At 54.7% G+C, this 17,899-nt stretch carries 11 protein-coding genes and 6 tRNA genes; 8 read left to right on the forward strand and 9 right to left on the reverse strand.

Features of this window, described 5'->3' with window-relative positions; all coding sequences use genetic code 11:
* The first annotated feature begins 65 nt into the window (after positions 1 to 65).
* Complete coding sequence (locus tag SANT_RS06310; RefSeq protein ID WP_200867278.1) at positions 66 to 1,205, forward strand: efflux RND transporter periplasmic adaptor subunit; 1,140 nt, start codon at positions 66 to 68, stop codon at positions 1,203 to 1,205.
* A 12-nt stretch (positions 1,206 to 1,217) separates the two neighbouring features.
* Positions 1,218 to 2,738, forward strand: a complete 1,521-nt coding sequence (locus SANT_RS06315) for a DHA2 family efflux MFS transporter permease subunit (protein WP_025421456.1) — start codon at positions 1,218 to 1,220, stop codon at positions 2,736 to 2,738.
* Between the two features lie 352 nt (positions 2,739 to 3,090).
* On the opposite strand, the gene SANT_RS06320 is transcribed toward SANT_RS06315, so the two are convergent.
* From SANT_RS06320 to SANT_RS06340, 5 genes are all read right to left on the reverse strand, one after another.
* Positions 3,091 to 5,685, reverse strand: a complete 2,595-nt coding sequence (locus SANT_RS06320; protein ID WP_237234659.1) for a putative mucin/carbohydrate-binding domain-containing protein — start codon at positions 5,683 to 5,685, stop codon at positions 3,091 to 3,093.
* Positions 5,686 to 6,687: 1,002 nt separating this feature from the next.
* Positions 6,688 to 6,763, reverse strand: a tRNA-Lys gene (locus tag SANT_RS06325).
* Positions 6,764 to 6,781: 18 nt separating this feature from the next.
* A tRNA-Val gene (locus SANT_RS06330) sits at positions 6,782 to 6,857 on the reverse strand.
* A gap of 39 nt (positions 6,858 to 6,896) precedes the next feature.
* A tRNA-Val gene (locus tag SANT_RS06335) sits at positions 6,897 to 6,972 on the reverse strand.
* A 53-nt stretch (positions 6,973 to 7,025) separates the two neighbouring features.
* Positions 7,026 to 7,101, reverse strand: a tRNA-Val gene (locus SANT_RS06340).
* 246 nt (positions 7,102 to 7,347) lie between these two features.
* On the opposite strand from SANT_RS06340, the gene gltX reads away from it, so the two are divergent.
* The 3 genes from gltX (at position 7,348) to SANT_RS06355 (ending at position 9,095) form a co-directional block, all read left to right on the forward strand.
* The gene (gene gltX, locus SANT_RS06345) at positions 7,348 to 8,757 is read left to right on the forward strand and encodes a glutamate--tRNA ligase (RefSeq protein WP_025421458.1); all 1,410 of its coding nucleotides are present in this window, start codon (positions 7,348 to 7,350) and stop codon (positions 8,755 to 8,757) included.
* A gap of 126 nt (positions 8,758 to 8,883) precedes the next feature.
* Positions 8,884 to 8,959 (forward strand) — tRNA-Ala (locus SANT_RS06350).
* Between the two features lie 60 nt (positions 8,960 to 9,019).
* Positions 9,020 to 9,095: transfer RNA gene (locus SANT_RS06355), tRNA-Ala, on the forward strand.
* A 129-nt stretch (positions 9,096 to 9,224) separates the two neighbouring features.
* Here SANT_RS06355 and SANT_RS06360 read toward each other — a convergent pair.
* Positions 9,225 to 10,409 (reverse strand): NupC/NupG family nucleoside CNT transporter, encoded by a 1,185-nt coding sequence (locus SANT_RS06360; protein ID WP_025421459.1) that lies wholly within the window; start codon positions 10,407 to 10,409, stop codon positions 9,225 to 9,227.
* A gap of 376 nt (positions 10,410 to 10,785) precedes the next feature.
* Here SANT_RS06360 and SANT_RS06365 point away from each other — a divergent pair, with 376 nt between their 5' ends.
* Positions 10,786 to 12,024 (forward strand): Nramp family divalent metal transporter, encoded by a 1,239-nt coding sequence (locus tag SANT_RS06365; protein ID WP_025421460.1) that lies wholly within the window; start codon positions 10,786 to 10,788, stop codon positions 12,022 to 12,024.
* Position 12,025: 1 nt separating this feature from the next.
* Here the strand turns inward: SANT_RS06365 and mgrA are convergent, their stop codons facing one another.
* Positions 12,026 to 13,015, reverse strand: a complete 990-nt coding sequence (gene mgrA, locus SANT_RS06370; protein WP_025421461.1) for an L-glyceraldehyde 3-phosphate reductase — start codon at positions 13,013 to 13,015, stop codon at positions 12,026 to 12,028.
* Between the two features lie 174 nt (positions 13,016 to 13,189).
* Between mgrA and SANT_RS06375 the strand changes: the two genes are divergently transcribed.
* Together SANT_RS06375 and glk are read left to right on the forward strand one after the other, a co-directional pair.
* Positions 13,190 to 13,882 (forward strand): aspartate/glutamate racemase family protein, encoded by a 693-nt coding sequence (locus tag SANT_RS06375; RefSeq protein WP_025421462.1) that lies wholly within the window; start codon positions 13,190 to 13,192, stop codon positions 13,880 to 13,882.
* A gap of 166 nt (positions 13,883 to 14,048) precedes the next feature.
* Positions 14,049 to 15,014 carry a glucokinase gene (glk, locus tag SANT_RS06380; RefSeq protein WP_025421463.1) on the forward strand — a complete coding sequence of 322 codons (966 nt, stop codon included), beginning with the start codon at positions 14,049 to 14,051 and terminating at the stop codon, positions 15,012 to 15,014.
* A gap of 323 nt (positions 15,015 to 15,337) precedes the next feature.
* On the opposite strand, the gene SANT_RS06385 is transcribed toward glk, so the two are convergent.
* On the reverse strand, positions 15,338 to 16,066 hold the full coding sequence (locus tag SANT_RS06385) for a LytR/AlgR family response regulator transcription factor (protein WP_025421464.1): 729 nt from the start codon (positions 16,064 to 16,066) through the stop codon (positions 15,338 to 15,340).
* A gap of 37 nt (positions 16,067 to 16,103) precedes the next feature.
* Positions 16,104 to 17,780, reverse strand: a complete 1,677-nt coding sequence (locus SANT_RS06390; protein ID WP_025421465.1) for a sensor histidine kinase — start codon at positions 17,778 to 17,780, stop codon at positions 16,104 to 16,106.
* Positions 17,781 to 17,899 lie beyond the last annotated feature (119 nt).

Raw genomic sequence — 17,899 nt, forward strand, 5'->3', positions numbered from 1 at the left:
ATGCGGCTAACACCAGGGCTGATAACGCCGGTGCTGCGCCGGCGCGCAATAAAGGCAAGCGCAAAATGATGCTGCTTCTCCTGCTGGCGATCGTCGTCATCTGTCTGGTCGCTTTTGGCCTGTATTACTGGCTGCACGGCCGGTTCTACGAAAGCACCGACGACGCTTATGTGACCGGCAACCTGGTGCAAATTACGCCGCAGGTGGCGGGTACCGTGACCACTATCGCGGCCGATGACGGCGACTACGTCAAACAAGGGCAACTGCTGGTGCGTCTGGATCCCAGCGATACCATCGTGGCGCAGGAAAGCGCCGAGGCCAATCTGGCCCGTGTGGTGCGCCAGGTGCGCGGGATGTACAGCAACGTGGATAATTACAAAGCGATGGTCGCCGCGCGTAAAGTGGAACTCCAGCGCGCGCGTACCGATTATCAGCGCCGCGCCAATCTGGCGCGCGACGGCGCCATCTCGCAGGAAGAGTTGTCCCACGCCCGTGATGCCCTGACCTCGGCGGAAACCTCGCTGACGTCGGCGCAGCAACAGTTGAACACGACCTTCGCGCTGGTGGACGATACCACTATCGCCTCCCATCCGGACGTCAAAGATGCCGCCGCCTCGCTGCGCAGCGCCTATCTCAACCATGTCCGCAGTACGCTGGTGGCGCCGGTCAGCGGTTTTGTCGCCAAACGCTCGGTACAGGTGGGCAGCCGGGTTCAGCCGGGCGCCGCCTTAATGGCCGTGGTGCCGCTGGATGATGTGTGGATCGACGCCAACTTTAAGGAAACGCAGCTGCTGTCGATGCGTATTGGTCAGCCGGTGGACATTAACGCCGATCTGTACGGCGGCGACATTACTTACCACGGCAAAGTGGAAAGTTTGGGCGTCGGTACCGGAAGCGCCTTCTCGCTGCTGCCGGCGCAGAACGCCAGCGGCAACTGGATCAAAATCGTGCAGCGCCTGCCGGTACGTATCCGCTTGGATCCGGACAATCTGGATCACCACCCGCTGCGGGTCGGTTTGTCCACCAACGTGACGGTGGATATGCACAACCAGGACGGACCGGTGCTGGCGCCGCGGCCTTTGGATAAGCCCCGATACAATACCGACGTCTACGAACATCAGCTGCGTGAAGCGGATAGTCTGGTGACGCGCATCATTCATCAAAATGGCGTCCAGGCACGCGATGCCGGCCAAGGTCAACAGTGATGCGGGGTTGCCATGAGTGAGCAAGGCTTTCGTCCGCCCAGCCTGGTGCTGGCCACCATCGGCCTGTCGCTGGCGACCTTTATGCAAGTGTTGGACACGACCATCGCCAACGTCGCGTTGCCCACGATTTCCGGCAACCTGGGGGTAAGTTCGGAGCAGGGGACTTGGGTTATAACCTCGTTCGCGGTGTCCAACGCCATCGCGCTGCCGCTGACCGGCTGGATGTCGCGGCGCATGGGGCAAACCAAGTTATTTTTGGCCTCTGTGCTGCTGTTCATCATCACCTCCTTTTTGTGCGGTATCGCGCAAAATATGACGCAGCTGGTTATTTTCCGCGCGCTACAGGGCTTCTTCGCCGGGCCGCTTTATCCCATGGCGCAAACGCTGCTGCTGTCCATTTATCCTGCCGCCAAGCGGGGGATGGCGCTCTCGCTTCTGGCGATGGTCACCGTGGTGGCGCCCATCGTCGGTCCGCTGGCCGGCGGCTGGATAACCGATAATTATACTTGGCCGTGGATCTTCTTTATTAACGTGCCTATCGGCGTATTCGCGGCCATGTTAGTGCTGGCGCAGCTCAAGGATCGGCCGGAGACGACGGTGACCCAGCCGATTGATTATGTCGGCCTGGCGCTGCTGGTGCTGGGGGTGGGCTTGTTGCAGGTGGTGCTGGATAAGGGCAACGATCTCGATTGGTTTGAGTCGGTATTTATCATTGTCGGCACGTTGATTTCGGTGATTTCGCTGGTGGCGCTGGTTATTTGGGAACTGACCGACAAACATCCGATTATCGATCTCCGCCTGTTTAAATACCGTAACTTTTCGTTTGGTACGCTGGCGCTGGTACTGGGCTATTCCGGTTTCTTTGGCATCAACCTGCTGCTGCCGCAATGGCTACAGACCCAGCTTGGCTACACCCCGGTCTGGGCCGGCCTGGCGGCGGCGCCCATTGGTATTTTGCCGGTGTTTCTGTCGCCGCTGGTCGGTCGCTACGCGCATAAATTCGATCTCCGGCTGTTGGCGGGCGGATCGTTTTTGGTGATTGGCATCTCCTGCTTCATGCGTTCCGATTTCACCACCGACGTGGATTACTATCATATCGCGATGATTCAAGGCTTCATGGGGATCGGGGTGGCGCTGTTTTTTATGCCCACCACCAGTATTCTGCTCTCCAGTTTACCGCCGAAGGATATTGCCGAAGGCTCCGGTCTGGCGACCTTTTTGCGGGTACTGGGCGGCAGTTTTGCGTCCTCGTTGACCACCTGGATTTGGCATCGGCGCGAGATATTCCACCACGCGCATTTGACGGAGGATATTACCGCCTACAGCCCCGCGACGCAGTCTTACATCGAGGGGTTGGGGGGCAATAGCCAAAGCACGATGGCGCAGCTGGACAAATTGGTGGAAGGGCAGGCGTATATGCTGTCGACCGTGGACTATTTTACGCTGTTGGGCTGGATCTTTTTCGCGCTGATCCTGGTCATCTGGTTGGCAAAACCGCCGTTCAGTCCCCAAGGCGGTGGCGGCGGCCATTAAGGGGGCTGGCGCCAGCGTCTTCTCGCCATCCTGGCAAGCACGCCGGCGGCATTTCTCCCGCCTGGCGCCTGAATGTGAAGCCGTCGCCCGTTGCCGGCCGACGGTTTATTATGCCCTTAAATCCCCCCTTTCGCGTTTTATCTCTGGCGGTGAGGGCAGTGAAGCCGACGCGCAGCGGCGAAGCCTAGGCTCACACCCGTACGTTTGCCGCCTGCGTTAGCGCGGCGGGCGCTTTCTACGCCGCCGACAAAGCTTCCGGCGCCAGTCATGTCTGGACAGCGCCGTCTGCGCCGTAAAAAAACTGAATAAGAGGGACCAATGCGGCAACATTGGCCGGGGAACAAGACTCTTGTTAAATGTCGATGCGCTCCAATCCTACGGTGGTGATGCGATAATGTTGTTGCTTGCCCCTTTCGGCCAACCGCACGTGCTGCATCTCGTTAGTAATGATTAAACGGTCGTCCGGTTCCTCATGAAACAGGCGTATCACCTCGCCACCGTAGCCGGAGAGGGGCAACACTATTGAGCGCGCCTGCTGATTCTGGTTGCCGATCACCGCTTCGCGATAGAGGCTATTGCCGTCAGCATCTTCATAAGCGATTGAAGCGTATACGCTGGAAAAATAGCTGTGTGGGATCCCTGCTGAGATTTTAATCGTTAACGTCTTCTTAACCAAGTCAAGGATACCGCCCAGAAACTGACGGTCATTAAACCCAGCGCCGATAAACATGAATTTATACCCTACGTTATCGCTTGGAGGCGTATTATCGGCGGGAAGGCAGTCCTTATAAGCTACCAATAATTGCTCACGTTCCGGGCTATCAAAAGCCTGGATGGCCAGATAAATGTCGTCTTTGAAAGGTGAATATGCGGCGTGGTAGGCCTGATAAAAGCCGCGCAAACGTAAAGCTGCATTATCCAGCCGCGTTAAGAGCGCCTGCCCAGGATCTCCCTGCAAGTCCGTATTTATCAACCCGTATTCGGCAATGGTTAAGACGTTCGTCAGGTTTTTGCTATCGATGATGTCGGGATAAGGCGGGTTGACCCGTAAGCGCGTCGGTTCTTTATGAAATATCTCAATCTGATCGCCGACGCTGAATATCAGTTCATCATGGCTTAAGGTTGCTTCGGTGCCAGGGATTTCCTTGGTGAAGGTGATTGTCCCTTGCGGATTGCGCACGACAATCTTCGCATAGGTTACACCTGGGAAATAATAATGCGGCGTGGTGGTAAAGACGTCGATGATCAGTTTGCCTTGTACACGATCAACTAATAGCGTGGCGAAAAGCTCGTCTGATATGCCCAAGAAATTTATTTCTTGCGAGATGATCGGCGATACATGTTTTCTGACAAAGGTAATTTCCGCTGCATTATCCCCCTGTTTCACTGTAAGATAATCCGTTGTTGGCTGGTATTTACGATCTTTACCGGTAGGCAAGCGCAGGGTGTACACACCAATCGGCAGCTCTCGCAATGTTAACGTCGGGCTGTCTATACCTATTTTATAAGCGTAACGCGCCCCCTCCAACAGGATCAGGTCTTTACCATAAATCTGCGCAAAGTCATCGATGTTAAAACGCAAGCTGACATTGCCTTTCAGGCCGGTAGCTTTTAACTGAGTTGCATCAACTAGACGGAGGGTGGAGTCAAGCTTCAATTGGTTTTTCACCGCCTCCAACTGCGGTTTATCAACTAATTGATACAGCGGGTAAACGGCCTTAGCGTGGCTAAACTTATTGCGATCGCGCTGCGGTTGCGTTACATCGCCGCCGGTAAGCTGTATAAAAGGCGTTACGTCCACCTGCTCTCCAGCTACAGCGAAACTTTCAGACAGCAGATCCAGCAGTGAGTGTTCGTAAGGAATAAAGTCTGACGTATTACAGCTTTTACGGTACTGCTGGTTGAAATGCGTAAAGGCATTCTTACCCGCCTTGTCCACCATTAACATGAAAAAGTAAAGCTTGGAACGCAAATCCCACTGATTAAGCGGCTTCCCTTTGGCGATCAGTTGAAAGATGGTCTTCTCCACTTTCGCTTTATTGCCGTAATTATATAGCCAGCCATCTTGATATTTACGTTCACCCAGCATCATATCCTGGTAGCTGGCGGCATAAATGTTATTCCATACCTCACCGACGGAGAAATGTTTACCCGTCATAAAATGCCCCTCATAGCCATGGGCAATTTCATGCAGACTACCCCAGTTGCTGGCCTGCGGTGTTAGCCAAAAATTGCTAACCGAGGCGGAAGATTCCGCTGTCCAATTACCGCCGTAATAGCCGCCGTTGCTGTCATCTTTGTCGGCTTTCATTAAGTATCGATTGGTAATATTCCAATCCGAGTCGTGCTCGGCCTCGAAGGAGAGGCCGCACAGCGCATTATAGAAGCTAAAAATACCTTCATAATAGGTGATAAGAGCATCTATACTTCCAACATTTCCCGAGGCCTGCAGTGCTGGTTTGCTGACCTTCGGTACCAGGATCAGCGCGTACCCCGAATCGACTATAGCCAATTCAGCGTCCTGTGAGTTCCACCGCTCGAAAAAGGCCGCTTCATTCTCGCCTTTGCGGTATACCGGCAATATTTTGGACGTCTCGGGATACTCGAATTCCACCACCGGGGCACCCGTCACATAAGGTGTTTCGATGAAAGGAACTGAGGCCGCGTTGACGCTGGCTTCTACCCAATCACGGCCGACGTTGTAGCTAGCCTCAGTTTTACTGCCGTCGTTTAATAATCGTAGCGTCAACATGCTACTGAAAGCCGTATCGACCTGGCGCACTCTAAGCGTCTGATTAGCGCCGAGAATGATGCCTAAATGCTGGTGATCGTGGTGAATTCCTTTACTCATGCCAGCAGCGTCTAACCAATCAGGTCTTGTCAGCGTATAAATTGATTTCAATTGGGTAACACTATGCATTTTACTTTCCTCAATGGTTTCGGTCATTTTGAAAACATTGAGAAATTAGCCTATCACGGATTTTTTTAACAATTAAGTGTGCCTGGTGATATCTTATAAAGAAAACAGAATGGTAAATACTTGGGTAATTGAACTGGGGAAAAAGAGAATCAATTCAGCCAATTTTCAATAGCATTAATGCCGCCACGGTAAATGTCTTTGCCCTCGAGAACGGGATACATATTTCAAGCGTTGCGGCGGTGTTGCTAGGGATCAAAAGTGGGGTAAGTTTCGGCCGGACGCCACGTTTATGAGCGTCATTCTTACATTTCTGATTACTTTTGGGCCTAAAGCACGCTGTTTCCCGCAACGATAGCCATTCCCTTATTCTGCTCCGTCGTGGGTGAATTATTTACTCGTTGATATAAAGGCATGCTATTGATTACGTTATCCTCTCAATACTCCTTGAACGATCAAAAGATTGAGTGAGACGATAGCCATCTATTGTTGGGCATTTACCCTTAATGCATTCATTTCACTGGCATTAAGCCATCGCGGTATCATAAACGTGATATTACCGGGGGTTAACATTATCAGTTATCGCCGGAGGATTTTATAGCAATGCCATAGGCATAAGGTTATGGGTAAGCTATTATCCAGCAATGACATACTGTGCAATTTTTTACCTTAACATTTGTGCTGTAGGGGCCGAGCAGCATTACCCGCCGATTAGCCTGCTGTGGAATCTGACGCTAATGTAACGAGCTAGTGAATGGTAAGCAACTTAACCACGCGTTGCCTATGACAGATAGCGTTGCCATTTCGGCGTCTTGACGAGCGAGAGGAGAACGGGGCACAGAGACGTGCCGTCTGCGGCAGTCAGCATCATAACCTGGCTGCATGGCCGTCATTGCAGCCTGCCGTCTGCGGCGGCGAACAGCAACCTGAACGCACGGGCGTATTTGCAGCGTACCTTTGACAGCGGCGCGACAGGTTAGGCGACGATGGATATTGATGAAGACAACGCACTGAGAAAGGGAAAACGGAAAGTGGTGGGTCGTGCAGGATTCGAACCTGCGACCAATTGATTAAAAGTCAACTGCTCTACCAACTGAGCTAACGACCCACTTAAAGACGTCAGAATTGGTGGGTGATGACGGGATCGAACCGCCGACCCCCTCCTTGTAAGGGAGGTGCTCTCCCAGCTGAGCTAATCACCCATTCTGAAGCGAACATCAAAACAATAGCCATCAAAGAAGTGGTGGGTGATGACGGGATCGAACCGCCGACCCCCTCCTTGTAAGGGAGGTGCTCTCCCAGCTGAGCTAATCACCCACTTCTTAGAGCATATTACTTCTATTTCTCACTGCGGGACACGAAATGCATCGTGGTGGGTGATGACGGGATCGAACCGCCGACCCCCTCCTTGTAAGGGAGGTGCTCTCCCAGCTGAGCTAATCACCCCCGCTGTGTGGAGTCGCATTATAGGGAACCGCCGCAATGAGTCAACGATTTTTCCCGTGAATTTGCGTGTTCGTATTAAATTTAGCCATCCCGGGCGGTTTTGCGCCATGATGCGTGAAAAAACCGCCCCGATGAGGACAGGCGTTGAGGATTCGGCCTTAAGTGGTAGACTATTACCCACTTTTTATTATGGGCCGGAAGCGCCGTTCCGGCTCTTCGCCATGCGTAATGAAGGCAATATAGCTGATGAAAATTAAAACCCGTTTTGCGCCCAGCCCCACGGGCTATTTGCATGTTGGTGGCGCGCGTACCGCGCTCTATTCGTGGCTGTTCGCCCGCAATCTGGGCGGCGAATTCGTGTTGCGCATTGAGGACACCGATCTTGAGCGCTCAACGCAGCCGGCGATTGAGGCCATTATGGACGGTATGAACTGGCTCAACCTGGACTGGGACGAAGGCCCCTATTTTCAGACTAAACGTTTCGACCGCTATAACGCGGTCATTGACGATATGCTGTCCCATGGCAGCGCTTATAAATGCTATTGCTCCAAAGAGCGGCTAGAGACGCTGCGCGAAGCGCAGATGGCCCGCGGCGAAAAACCGCGTTACGACGGACGCTGCCGCGACAGCCACGACCATCACGCCGCAGATGAACCCTGCGTGGTGCGTTTTAGCAACCCGCAGGACGGCTCGGTGGTCTTTAACGATCTTATCCGCGGGCCTATCGAGTTCAGCAATCAGGAGCTCGATGATCTGATAATCCGCCGCACCGACGGATCGCCCACCTATAATTTCTGCGTGGTGGTGGACGACTATGATATGGCGATAACCCACGTCATCCGCGGTGAGGACCATATCAATAATACGCCGCGGCAGATCAATATCCTCAAGGCCCTGGGCGCGCCGGTGCCGGATTATGCCCATGTCTCGATGATTCTGGGCGACGACGGCAAGAAGCTTTCCAAACGCCACGGCGCGGTGGGGGTCATGCAATACCGCGATGACGGTTTTCTGCCGGAAGCGCTGCTGAACTATCTGGTGCGCCTGGGATGGTCCCATGGCGATCAGGAAATTTTCAGCGTCGACGACATGAAGCGGCTATTCAGCCTTGACGCGGTAAGCAAATCCGCCAGCGCGTTCAACACCGAAAAACTGCTGTGGCTTAATCATCATTACATTAATCATCTTCCGGCCGACTACGTTGCCACGCATCTGGTCTGGCATATTGAGCAGCAGGGGATCGATACCCGTACCGGGCCCCAATTGGCGGAGCTGGTGAAACTGCTCGGCGAGCGCTGTAAAACCCTCAAAGAGATAGCCGCCAGCTGCCGCTATTTCTACGAAGATTTCAGCGAATTTGATGTCGATGCGGCCAAGAAGCATTTGCGCCCGGTGGCGGCTCCGGCGCTGCAGGCGGTTCGCGCCAAGCTGGCGGCGCTCGACGCGTGGACGCCGGCTTCGGTGCATGCGGCCATTGAACAAACGGCCGAGGAACTGCAGGTGGGCATGGGCAAAGTGGGTATGCCGCTGCGCGTTGCGGTAACCGGCGCCGGTCAGTCCCCGGCCCTCGATGTTACCGTGCATGCAATAGGTCAGTCGCGGTCTCTGGCGCGCATCGATTTGGCGCTGGATTTTATCGCCCAGCGGGCGCAATAAACGGCCCGTCAGCGCTGATTTGACGGCTTTTTCAGCGTTTGACCCGTTTGGCGAATTTAGCCGTTGACAGAGTTTGTTGGAATTCATATCATGCGCCCCGTCCACCAGAGACGACATCATGTGCACGGGGCTATAGCTCAGCTGGGAGAGCGCTTGCATGGCATGCAAGAGGTCAGCGGTTCGATCCCGCTTAGCTCCACCACTCCATACGGAGTTGGCAAGGATGATGTCTGTTCCAGCTTAAGGTGTGATACCCGCATTCGGGGCTATAGCTCAGCTGGGAGAGCGCTTGCATGGCATGCAAGAGGTCAGCGGTTCGATCCCGCTTAGCTCCACCAATAAAAAAAACCGGCCTCGGCCGGTTTTTTTACGTCTGGAGCGGGCGTCTTCAAGAAAAAAAACGGGCCAGCCAGGCTGACCCGTCCCGACCGACAGGCCGGAGTGCATCTCACGCGGCAGGCGTGGCGTTAAATCACCAGGCCGGCGATGGCGGCCGACAGCACGCTGACCAGCGTAGAGCCATAAACCAGTTTCAGGCCGTAGCGGGAGACCACGTTGCCCTGATGCTCGTTCAGGCCCTTGATTGCGCCGGCGACGATGCCTATCGAGGAAAAGTTGGCGAACGACACCAAGAACACCGACAGAATCCCCACCGAGCGCGGCGATAATTCCCCGGCGACTTTCTGCAAATCGATCATGGCCACAAATTCATTCGACACCAATTTGGTGGCCATAATGCTGCCCACCTGTAGCGCTTCGTGCGCAGGCACGCCCATCACCCAGGCGAACGGGAAGAAAATATAACCGAGGATGCCCTGGAAACTTATGCCGAACAGCAGGCTAAACAGCGCGTTAACGGCAGAGATCAGCGCGATAAACCCGATAAGCATCGCCGCGACGATAATGGCCACTTTAAACCCGGCGAGGATGTATTCGCCCAGCATTTCAAAGAAACTTTGTCCTTCGTGCAGATGGCTCATCTGCAAATCTTCTTCTTTCTCTACCCGGTAGGGATTGAGCAACGATAGAACGATAAAGGTACTAAACATATTCAGCACCAGCGCCGCCACGACATATTTGGGCGCCAGCATGGTCATATAAGCGCCGACGATGGACATGGACACCGTCGACATCGCCGTGGCGGCCATTGTGTACATGCGCCGTTCGGACATTTTGCCGAGGATATCTTTATAGGCGATGAAGTTTTCCGACTGGCCGAGGATCAACGAACTCACGGCGTTGAACGATTCCAGTTTGCCCATGCCGTTGATTTTCGACAGCACCGTACCGATGATGCGGATAACGAAGGGCAGCACGCGGATATGCTGCAGGATGCCGATAAGCGCCGAGATGAACACAATCGGGCAAAGGACGTTCAGGAAGAAGAACGCCAGGCCCTGTTTATTCATATTCCCGAACACGAAACCGGTGCCTTCGGCGGCAAAACCCAGCAGCTTATCGAACAGGGCGGAGAAACCCTGCACGAAGCCCAGACCTATGTGGGAATTGAGGAAAAAGTAGGCGAGTAAAATTTCAATCGCTAACAGCTGGATAATAAAACGCACGCGAATGCTTTTACGATCGCGGCTAACCAACATTGCCAGGATCGCCACCACGGCGAGCGCCAGGACAAAGTGCAAAGTGCGGGACATAGTTGCTCCAAAAATGAGGCAGGCAGAATTCGCCGCTCATTCTATGTAACGGGGCAGGTAAAAACGAGTTATAAGTTGCAAATATAGCAAAATCCTCTTTCTCTCCTGCGCGGCTATCGTCCACACCCAGAATTTTATGCATTTTTGTTAATTATTAGGATCGAAAGGTTAAGATCTGTGCTAGGCTAAAACATAGCCTGTGCTATACTTTTAGCGTCAAGGTGAAACGACGATGAGCCCGGGCCGTCCGACCGTGGGACATGCGGTGCATTAATAGCTGCTATCGCAGAGATAAGCAGAATCGCTCTAAATGCACTTGATAATCATTATCATTTGTATATTCTCATAAACATGTTTGTTGATAAGGGTTATTACTATGGTGGACAGCCGTGCTGCGGATAACGCCAATCGAGCAGCGAGAAAAGTAAAGCTCTCCCTACTCGGACCGGCTTTTATCGCCGCGATTGGGTATATCGACCCCGGTAATTTCGCGACCAATATTCAAGCCGGCGCCAGTTTTGGCTATCGGCTGCTGTGGGTGGTGGTATGGGCCAATATTATGGCGATGCTGATTCAGCTTTTGTCCGCCAAATTGGGGATCGCCACCGGCAAGAATCTGGCTGAACACATCCGCGATCGTTTTCCCCGTCCGGCGGTCTGGGCCTATTGGGTACAGGCGGAAATCATCGCGATGGCCACCGATCTGGCGGAATTTATCGGCGCCGCCATCGGCTTTAAAATGCTGCTGGGGGTAACGCTGCTTCAAGGCGCGATCATTACCGGCGTTGTCACCTTTTTAATCTTGATGCTGCAAAATCGCGGGCAAAAACCGCTTGAAGTGGTGATAGGCGGCCTGCTGCTGTTTGTCGCCGCCGCCTATATCGCCGAGTTGTTTTATTCCCGTCCGGTGCTAAGCGAATTGGGCGCCGGCATGCTCTGGCCGACGCTGCCCAACGGCGAAGCGGTATTCTTGGCCGCCGGCGTGTTGGGCGCCACCATCATGCCGCACGTAATTTATTTGCACTCCTCGCTAACCCAGAATAGCCGCGAGGGCAGCCGCGCCGAACGTTACTCTTCCACTAAACTGGATGTGGCCATCGCCATGACGATTGCCGGGTTCGTCAATCTGGCGATGATGGCGACCGCGGCGGCGGCGTTCCATTTCAGCGGACATACCGGTATCGCTGATTTGGATGAAGCCTACTTGACGTTGTCACCGTTGCTCAACCATACCGCCGCTACGGTGTTCGGTTTGAGTCTGGTCGCGGCGGGGCTCTCCTCCACGGTGGTAGGCACGATGGCCGGCCAGGTGGTGATGCAGGGGTTTGTGCATTTCCATATCCCGCTGCTGCTGCGGCGGGTGATAACCATGCTGCCGTCGTTCGTCGTCATTCTGCTGGGGCTGGATCCGACGCGCATCCTGGTGTTGAGCCAGGTACTGCTCAGCTTCGGCATCGCGCTGGCGCTCGTGCCGCTGCTGGTCTTCACCGGCAACCGCCAACTGATGAACGAATTGGTTAATCGGCCGCTCATCAACACGCTGGGCTGGCTTATCGTGGCGGTGGTCGTCACGCTGAATATCTACTTGTTGATCGGCACCGCCATGGGACATTAGATCAGGCCAGGATGGCCTCGATCTCGGCCAGCTCACGCTCGCTAAATTGCCGGTTGGACAACATGGCGACCGCATCGTCAATTTGTGCGGTTTTGCTGGCGCCAATCAGCACTGACGTGACCCGATCGCCCCGCAGCACCCACGCCAGCGCCATTTGCGCCAATTTTTGCCCTCGTGCGGCGGCCACCGCGTTGAGGCGGCGAACTTTCGCCATCTTCTCCTCGGTCAACTGCGCGCCGGAGAGAAAGACGCTCTGGCTGGCGGCGCGCGAGTCTTCCGGGATACCGTGAATATACCGATCGGTCAGTACTCCGCCCGCCAGCGGCGAAAAGGCGATTGCGCCGACGCCATGGCTGGCCAGACTGGATAATAATTGCGGTTCCACCCAGCGCTCGAACATCGAATATTTCGGCTGATGAATAAGACAGGGCGTGCCCAGTTCACGCAACAGATTGAATGCCCGCTCCGCCAGCGGCGCCGGGTAATTCGACAGACCGATATACAGCGCCTTACCCTGGCGCACCAGGAGATCCAGCGCCGCCATGGTTTCCTCCAGGGGCGTGTCCGGATCCGGCCGGTGATGATAGAAAATATCCACATAATCCAGCCCCAGGCGCCGCAAACTCTGGTTCAGGCTAGCCACCAGATATTTTTTCGATCCCCAATCACCATAAGGCCCCTGCCACATGGTGTAACCCGCCTTGGTGGAGATAACCAGTTCATCGCGGTAGGGCGTAAAATCCTCGCGCAGCAGCCGGCCAAAGTTTTCCTCCGCCGATCCCGGCGGTGGACCATAATTATTGGCGAGATCGAAATGGGTAATGCCCAGATCGAAGGCATGACGCAGCATTTGGCGGCTGGTGTCCAACAAAGTGGCATCGCCAAAATTGTGCCAAAGCCCCAGCGAGACCGCCGGCAGTTTCAGTCCGCTGTTGCCACAGCGGTGATATTCCATCGTTTCGTAACGGGACGGGCTGGCCTGATATACCATAGAGATTCCTTACTGTTCGCCAAAATGAGAAAAAAGGCGTCAGAATGACGTGGGCTAACGCTGCGCCAGACGGTATCTTTATCGAGCGCCGGGAATAACACAAGAATTATCCACACGGAGACCCTATTGAGCCGGGTACTCCTCACCATGGCGACGCACGCCAAAGGAAAGCGGATGAAAACATTGGGATTGCTAGGCGGCATGAGTTGGGAATCCACCGTGCCGTATTATCGGTTAATCAATCAGGGCGTCAGCGAGCGCCTGGGCGGATTGCACTCCGCCTCCCTGGTTCTGGCGAGCGTGGATTTCGCCGATATTGCCCGCATGCAGTCCGCAGGGGCATGGCAAGAGGCGGGAGAGGTTTTGTCCGAGCGCGCGCAAGCGCTGCGCCAGGCCGGCGCCCAGGGCATCGTCCTTTGCACCAACACCATGCACAAAGTGGCGGATATTATCACGCAGCGCTGTTCGCTGCCGCTGCTGCACATTGCCGATGCCACCGCCGTCCGCCTCCATCGCGCGGGGGTGCGGCGGGTTGGTTTGCTCGGCACCCGCTTTACCATGGAGGAGGCGTTTTATCGTGACCGGCTATCGGCGCCCCACGGGCTGGAAGTGGTGGTTCCGGGGCCTGACGAGCGTCAGCGGGTGCATGACATCATTTTTACCGAACTGTGTTTGGGTATTTTACGCGACGATTCCCGGCGGGCGCTGAGCCAGATTATCGCCGGATTGCAGTTTGAGGGGGTGGAAGGGATAGTGCTGGGATGCACGGAAATCGGCTTGCTGCTCAGCCAGGATCAGGTCTCGGTACCGCTATTCGACACCACGGCGATTCATGCCGCGGCGGCGGTAGAATTTGCCCTTGGCTAAGGGGACGGTCGGCGGCGGCACGCCCGTTGCCGTCATTCCTAAATGGTTATCTCGCTTATAGCAATGAAGGCTATAAATGTTATTATTCTACTATTGAGAATTATTAAAGCTTGTTGTCCGGCGGACGCCTTGCGGCAAGCGATTGAGTAAGTGGAGCCTGAAACGAATGACAAATTATGTCCTGGTCGGCGATGTTGGCGGAACCAATGCCCGGCTGGCGCTGTGCGATGTGGACACGGGAGAGATCTCACATATCCATACCTATTCCGGCGATGATTACGACACCCTGGAACGGGTTATCCGCCATTATTTGACCGGCCAAAACGTCGCGGTCAAAGAGGCCTGCATCGCTATCGCCTGCCCGATAACCGACGATTGGGTTGAAATGACCAACCATTCCTGGGCGTTCTCCATCAACGCGATGAAGGCAAGCCTGGCGTTGGAACAGCTCGAAATTATCAATGATTTTACCGCAGTATCGATGGCTATTCCGATGCTGACCGAAAAAGACGTCATTCAGTTCGGCGGCGGTCAAGCCATCGCCGGCAAGCCGATTGCGATTTACGGCGCCGGCACGGGGCTAGGCGTCAGCCATTTGATCCAGGCGGAGAAGCGCTGGATTAGCCTGCCGGGCGAGGGCGGCCATGTGGATTTCGCGCCTAACAGTGAAGAAGAGGATAATATTCTGTCGGTGCTGCGCGCGGAGTTAGGGCACGTTTCCGCGGAGCGGGTACTGTCCGGCCCGGGACTGGTGAATTTATACCGCGCTATCGTCAAAGCCGATGGACGCTTGCCGGAGAATCTGCTGCCCAAGCAGGTGACCGAGCAGGCGCTGGCCGACAGCTGTATCGACAGTCGCCGCGCGCTGTCGCTGTTCTGCGTACTGATGGGCCGTTTCGGCGGCAACCTGGCGTTAAATCTGGGGACCTTCGGCGGCGTATATATCGCCGGCGGCATCGTGCCGCGCTTTTTGGATTTCTTCCGCGCCTCCGGTTTTCGCGCGGCATTTGAAGATAAAGGGCGTTTTAAGGATTACCTGCTGGATATTCCGGTGTATTTGATCCGCCATGAGCAGCCCGGATTGCTCGGCGCCGGCGCCCATATGCGCCAACTGATGGGCCATCAGCTTTAACACGCGCGCTGCCCGTGCCCGCCACGGGCGGTACCCTCCTTCCCATCGGCGTGTTTTACGTCAGCGCAGGCCGGCGTCCTTCGCCGCGTTTGGCACCACGGGCGGCGAAAATTTACCTCGTGCGTTTTCTCTGCCACAGCGCAGGCCGGCGTCCTTCGCCGCGTTTGGCACCATGGGCGGCAAAGATTTACCTCGTGCGTTTTGCGTTTTCCCTGCCACAGCGCAGGCCGCCGTTCCGCGCCTTGAGTCTCTGGGGGATTGACCGTCACGCCTGGCTATGCTTTGGCTTTTGCATGCCATGGCCGGCGCTGTGCCGGCCGATGTCAGAGCCCCATCATCAGGCGAAAGGCTTTCACCTTGCCGCGGCTGACCGGCACCTCAAACTCCAAATCGTTAAGGCGCAGCAGGTAGGTATTATTAAACCAGGGCACAATTTCGCGGATCTTATCTCTGTTGACGGCATAAGAGCGATGGCAGCGGAAAAATACGTCATCCGGCAAACGGGCGCAAAATTCCGTTATCGCCATCGGCATCGTGTAGATTTCGCGGCGGGTATAAACCCGCGTGACCTTCTCCTGCGCGACGGCATAATAGAGATTATGTATGTCGGTGACGATAATGCGTTCATCTTTGATAAGATTAACGGTATGGCTGCTGCGGGCGCCGGGAGTACTTAGCGCGGCCTGGGTAAGGGGCCGGTTGGCCTCCAGCTTTTGCAGCATGGTGACGATGCGCTGCTCGTGGTAGGGCTTGAGAATGTAATCAAACGCTTCCAGCTCAAAGGCTTCTACCGCATGTTCTTTATAAGCGGTAATAAAAATAATCGCCGGTCTGCGGCTGAATTTACTGATGCTTTGGGCTAATAAAACACCGTCCAGCGACGGTATATTGATATCCAAAAACACCACATCCACCTCGTTGGTTTGCAAATAGCGCAGCACGTCCAACCCATCGTCAAAGGTGGCGACGATGTCCAGGTGACTGTGTTTTTCCACTAAATAGCGTAACTCTTCCTGAGCCAGAAATTCGTCTTCAACAATAATAGCTTTCATTCTGTCTCGCTTGTCAACCGCGAAAAATAGTCATACGTCAGGCAGCCTGCTTGCGGCCGTCGGTGGTCAGATAAAACCAAATCTCAGTGCCGGGCTCCCGGCGACGGATGTGTAATCCTTCGCCGTAAAGCAAGGCGACCCGTTGATGCACATTGAGTAACCCGATGCGCCGCGACGGCTGTTCGTTGCGCCGCACCTGCTCAATTACCGCCTCGCTGATGCCGCTGCCGGTATCGGTGACGGAAATGCGAATACGCTCCTGCTCGGCCTTAATGGCAATCACCACCACGCCATTACCGCGGCAGGGCTGAATACCGTGTACGATGGCGTTCTCCACCAGCGGTTGAATGAGGAGACTGGGAAGGGTGAACGACAATTCTTCATCAATATCGTAGATGACGGTAAGTTTACTGCCGAAGCGCGCCTGCTCAATCGCAATATAATCCTGAATTTGGTACAGCTCTTTTTTGATATCGATGTGTTCGTCGTTCAATTCCAGGTTGTAGCGTAGATAGCGGGACAAATTGATGACCAGCTGGCGCGCGGTATCCGGCTTACCGCGGATCGAGGAGGAGATAGCGTTCAGAGCATTGAAGAGGAAATGCGGGTTGATTTTACTTTGCAGCGCGCGCAGCTCGGCGCGGTCGGCCATTTCCCGCAATTGTTCGATGCGCGACACCTCTATTTGCGTAGAGATGATTTGTGACAGGCCCACCGCCATCACTTTAAGCGAATAGGTAATCTGATGGGCGTGGCAGTAGTAAATTTTCAGCGAGCCGGTGACAACGCCTTTTTCCCACAGCGGGATGATGATCAGCGAGTGGATCTGCGGGGTGCGGTCCGCCTCGTCGTTGTTTTTGATAGTGATTTTGCCGCTTTCAATACTTTCGCGGGTCATCTCGCTGATAATTTCATGGCCGATATTATAGTGCTCGGCGCCAATGCCGACGTAGGCCAGGATATTCTGCTGATTGGTGATGGCGACCGCGTCCGCCTTGATGTCGGTACGGATAATATCGCAAATATGGGTTAAGGATTCACTGTTGATATGGCGAAAATAGGGTAGCGTCTTATTGGCAATGTCCAGCGCCAGTTTGGCCTGCCGCGCGGCTATCACCTCTTTTTCATCTTCAACGCCCTGTACCAGTAAAACAATCAGGCCGATGCTGACCGCCCCCAAAATCATCGGCACAGCTATTTTGGCAACAATATCCAGACCCAACGAGGTAGGCTCCGCCCACACCACTACCAACAGCATAGTGAGAGACTCACACAGCATGCCGCCCAGGATCCCCAAGCTCCATCGGCGTTCTTTCGTGACCCGCAGATGAATCAATCCAGACACCACCCCCGCCACCACGCTACTAATTAGACAGGGCACCGATGTCGGGCCGTGGATGTCGATGGCGAAGCGGTGCAGGCCGGCAACCGCGCCGGTAATGATCCCGACCCAAGGGCCAAAGAGGATCCCGCCGGACATGACCGCAATAACGCGTACGTTGATAAGCGATCCTTCCACATGGATCCCGGAATAGTTACTAAAAATCGCAAACAGACAGAAGATGGCGGTGACCACCACCTGCTCCTGACGGCTGTGCTCTTCGGTTTGCAGTAACTGACGGAAACGGCGGGTGCGGGTCAGCAAAAATAGGCAGATGAGCATCAACGCGGCGCGTTCATACACCGCGAGTAGCATTTCAAAAATTTCATTCACAACGGTAATCCGGCCGATGGCAGACCCTTACTATAGGCAAAATGTGATCTCTGTTCCATAACTGAGGTCAAACTCCGCGCCGCGTTAGGGGATTATCCGCGTTTAAGAGCGCCATTGAT

The organism is Sodalis praecaptivus, assembly GCF_000517425.1.
GTDB lineage: Bacteria > Pseudomonadota > Gammaproteobacteria > Enterobacterales > Enterobacteriaceae > Sodalis_A > Sodalis_A praecaptivus.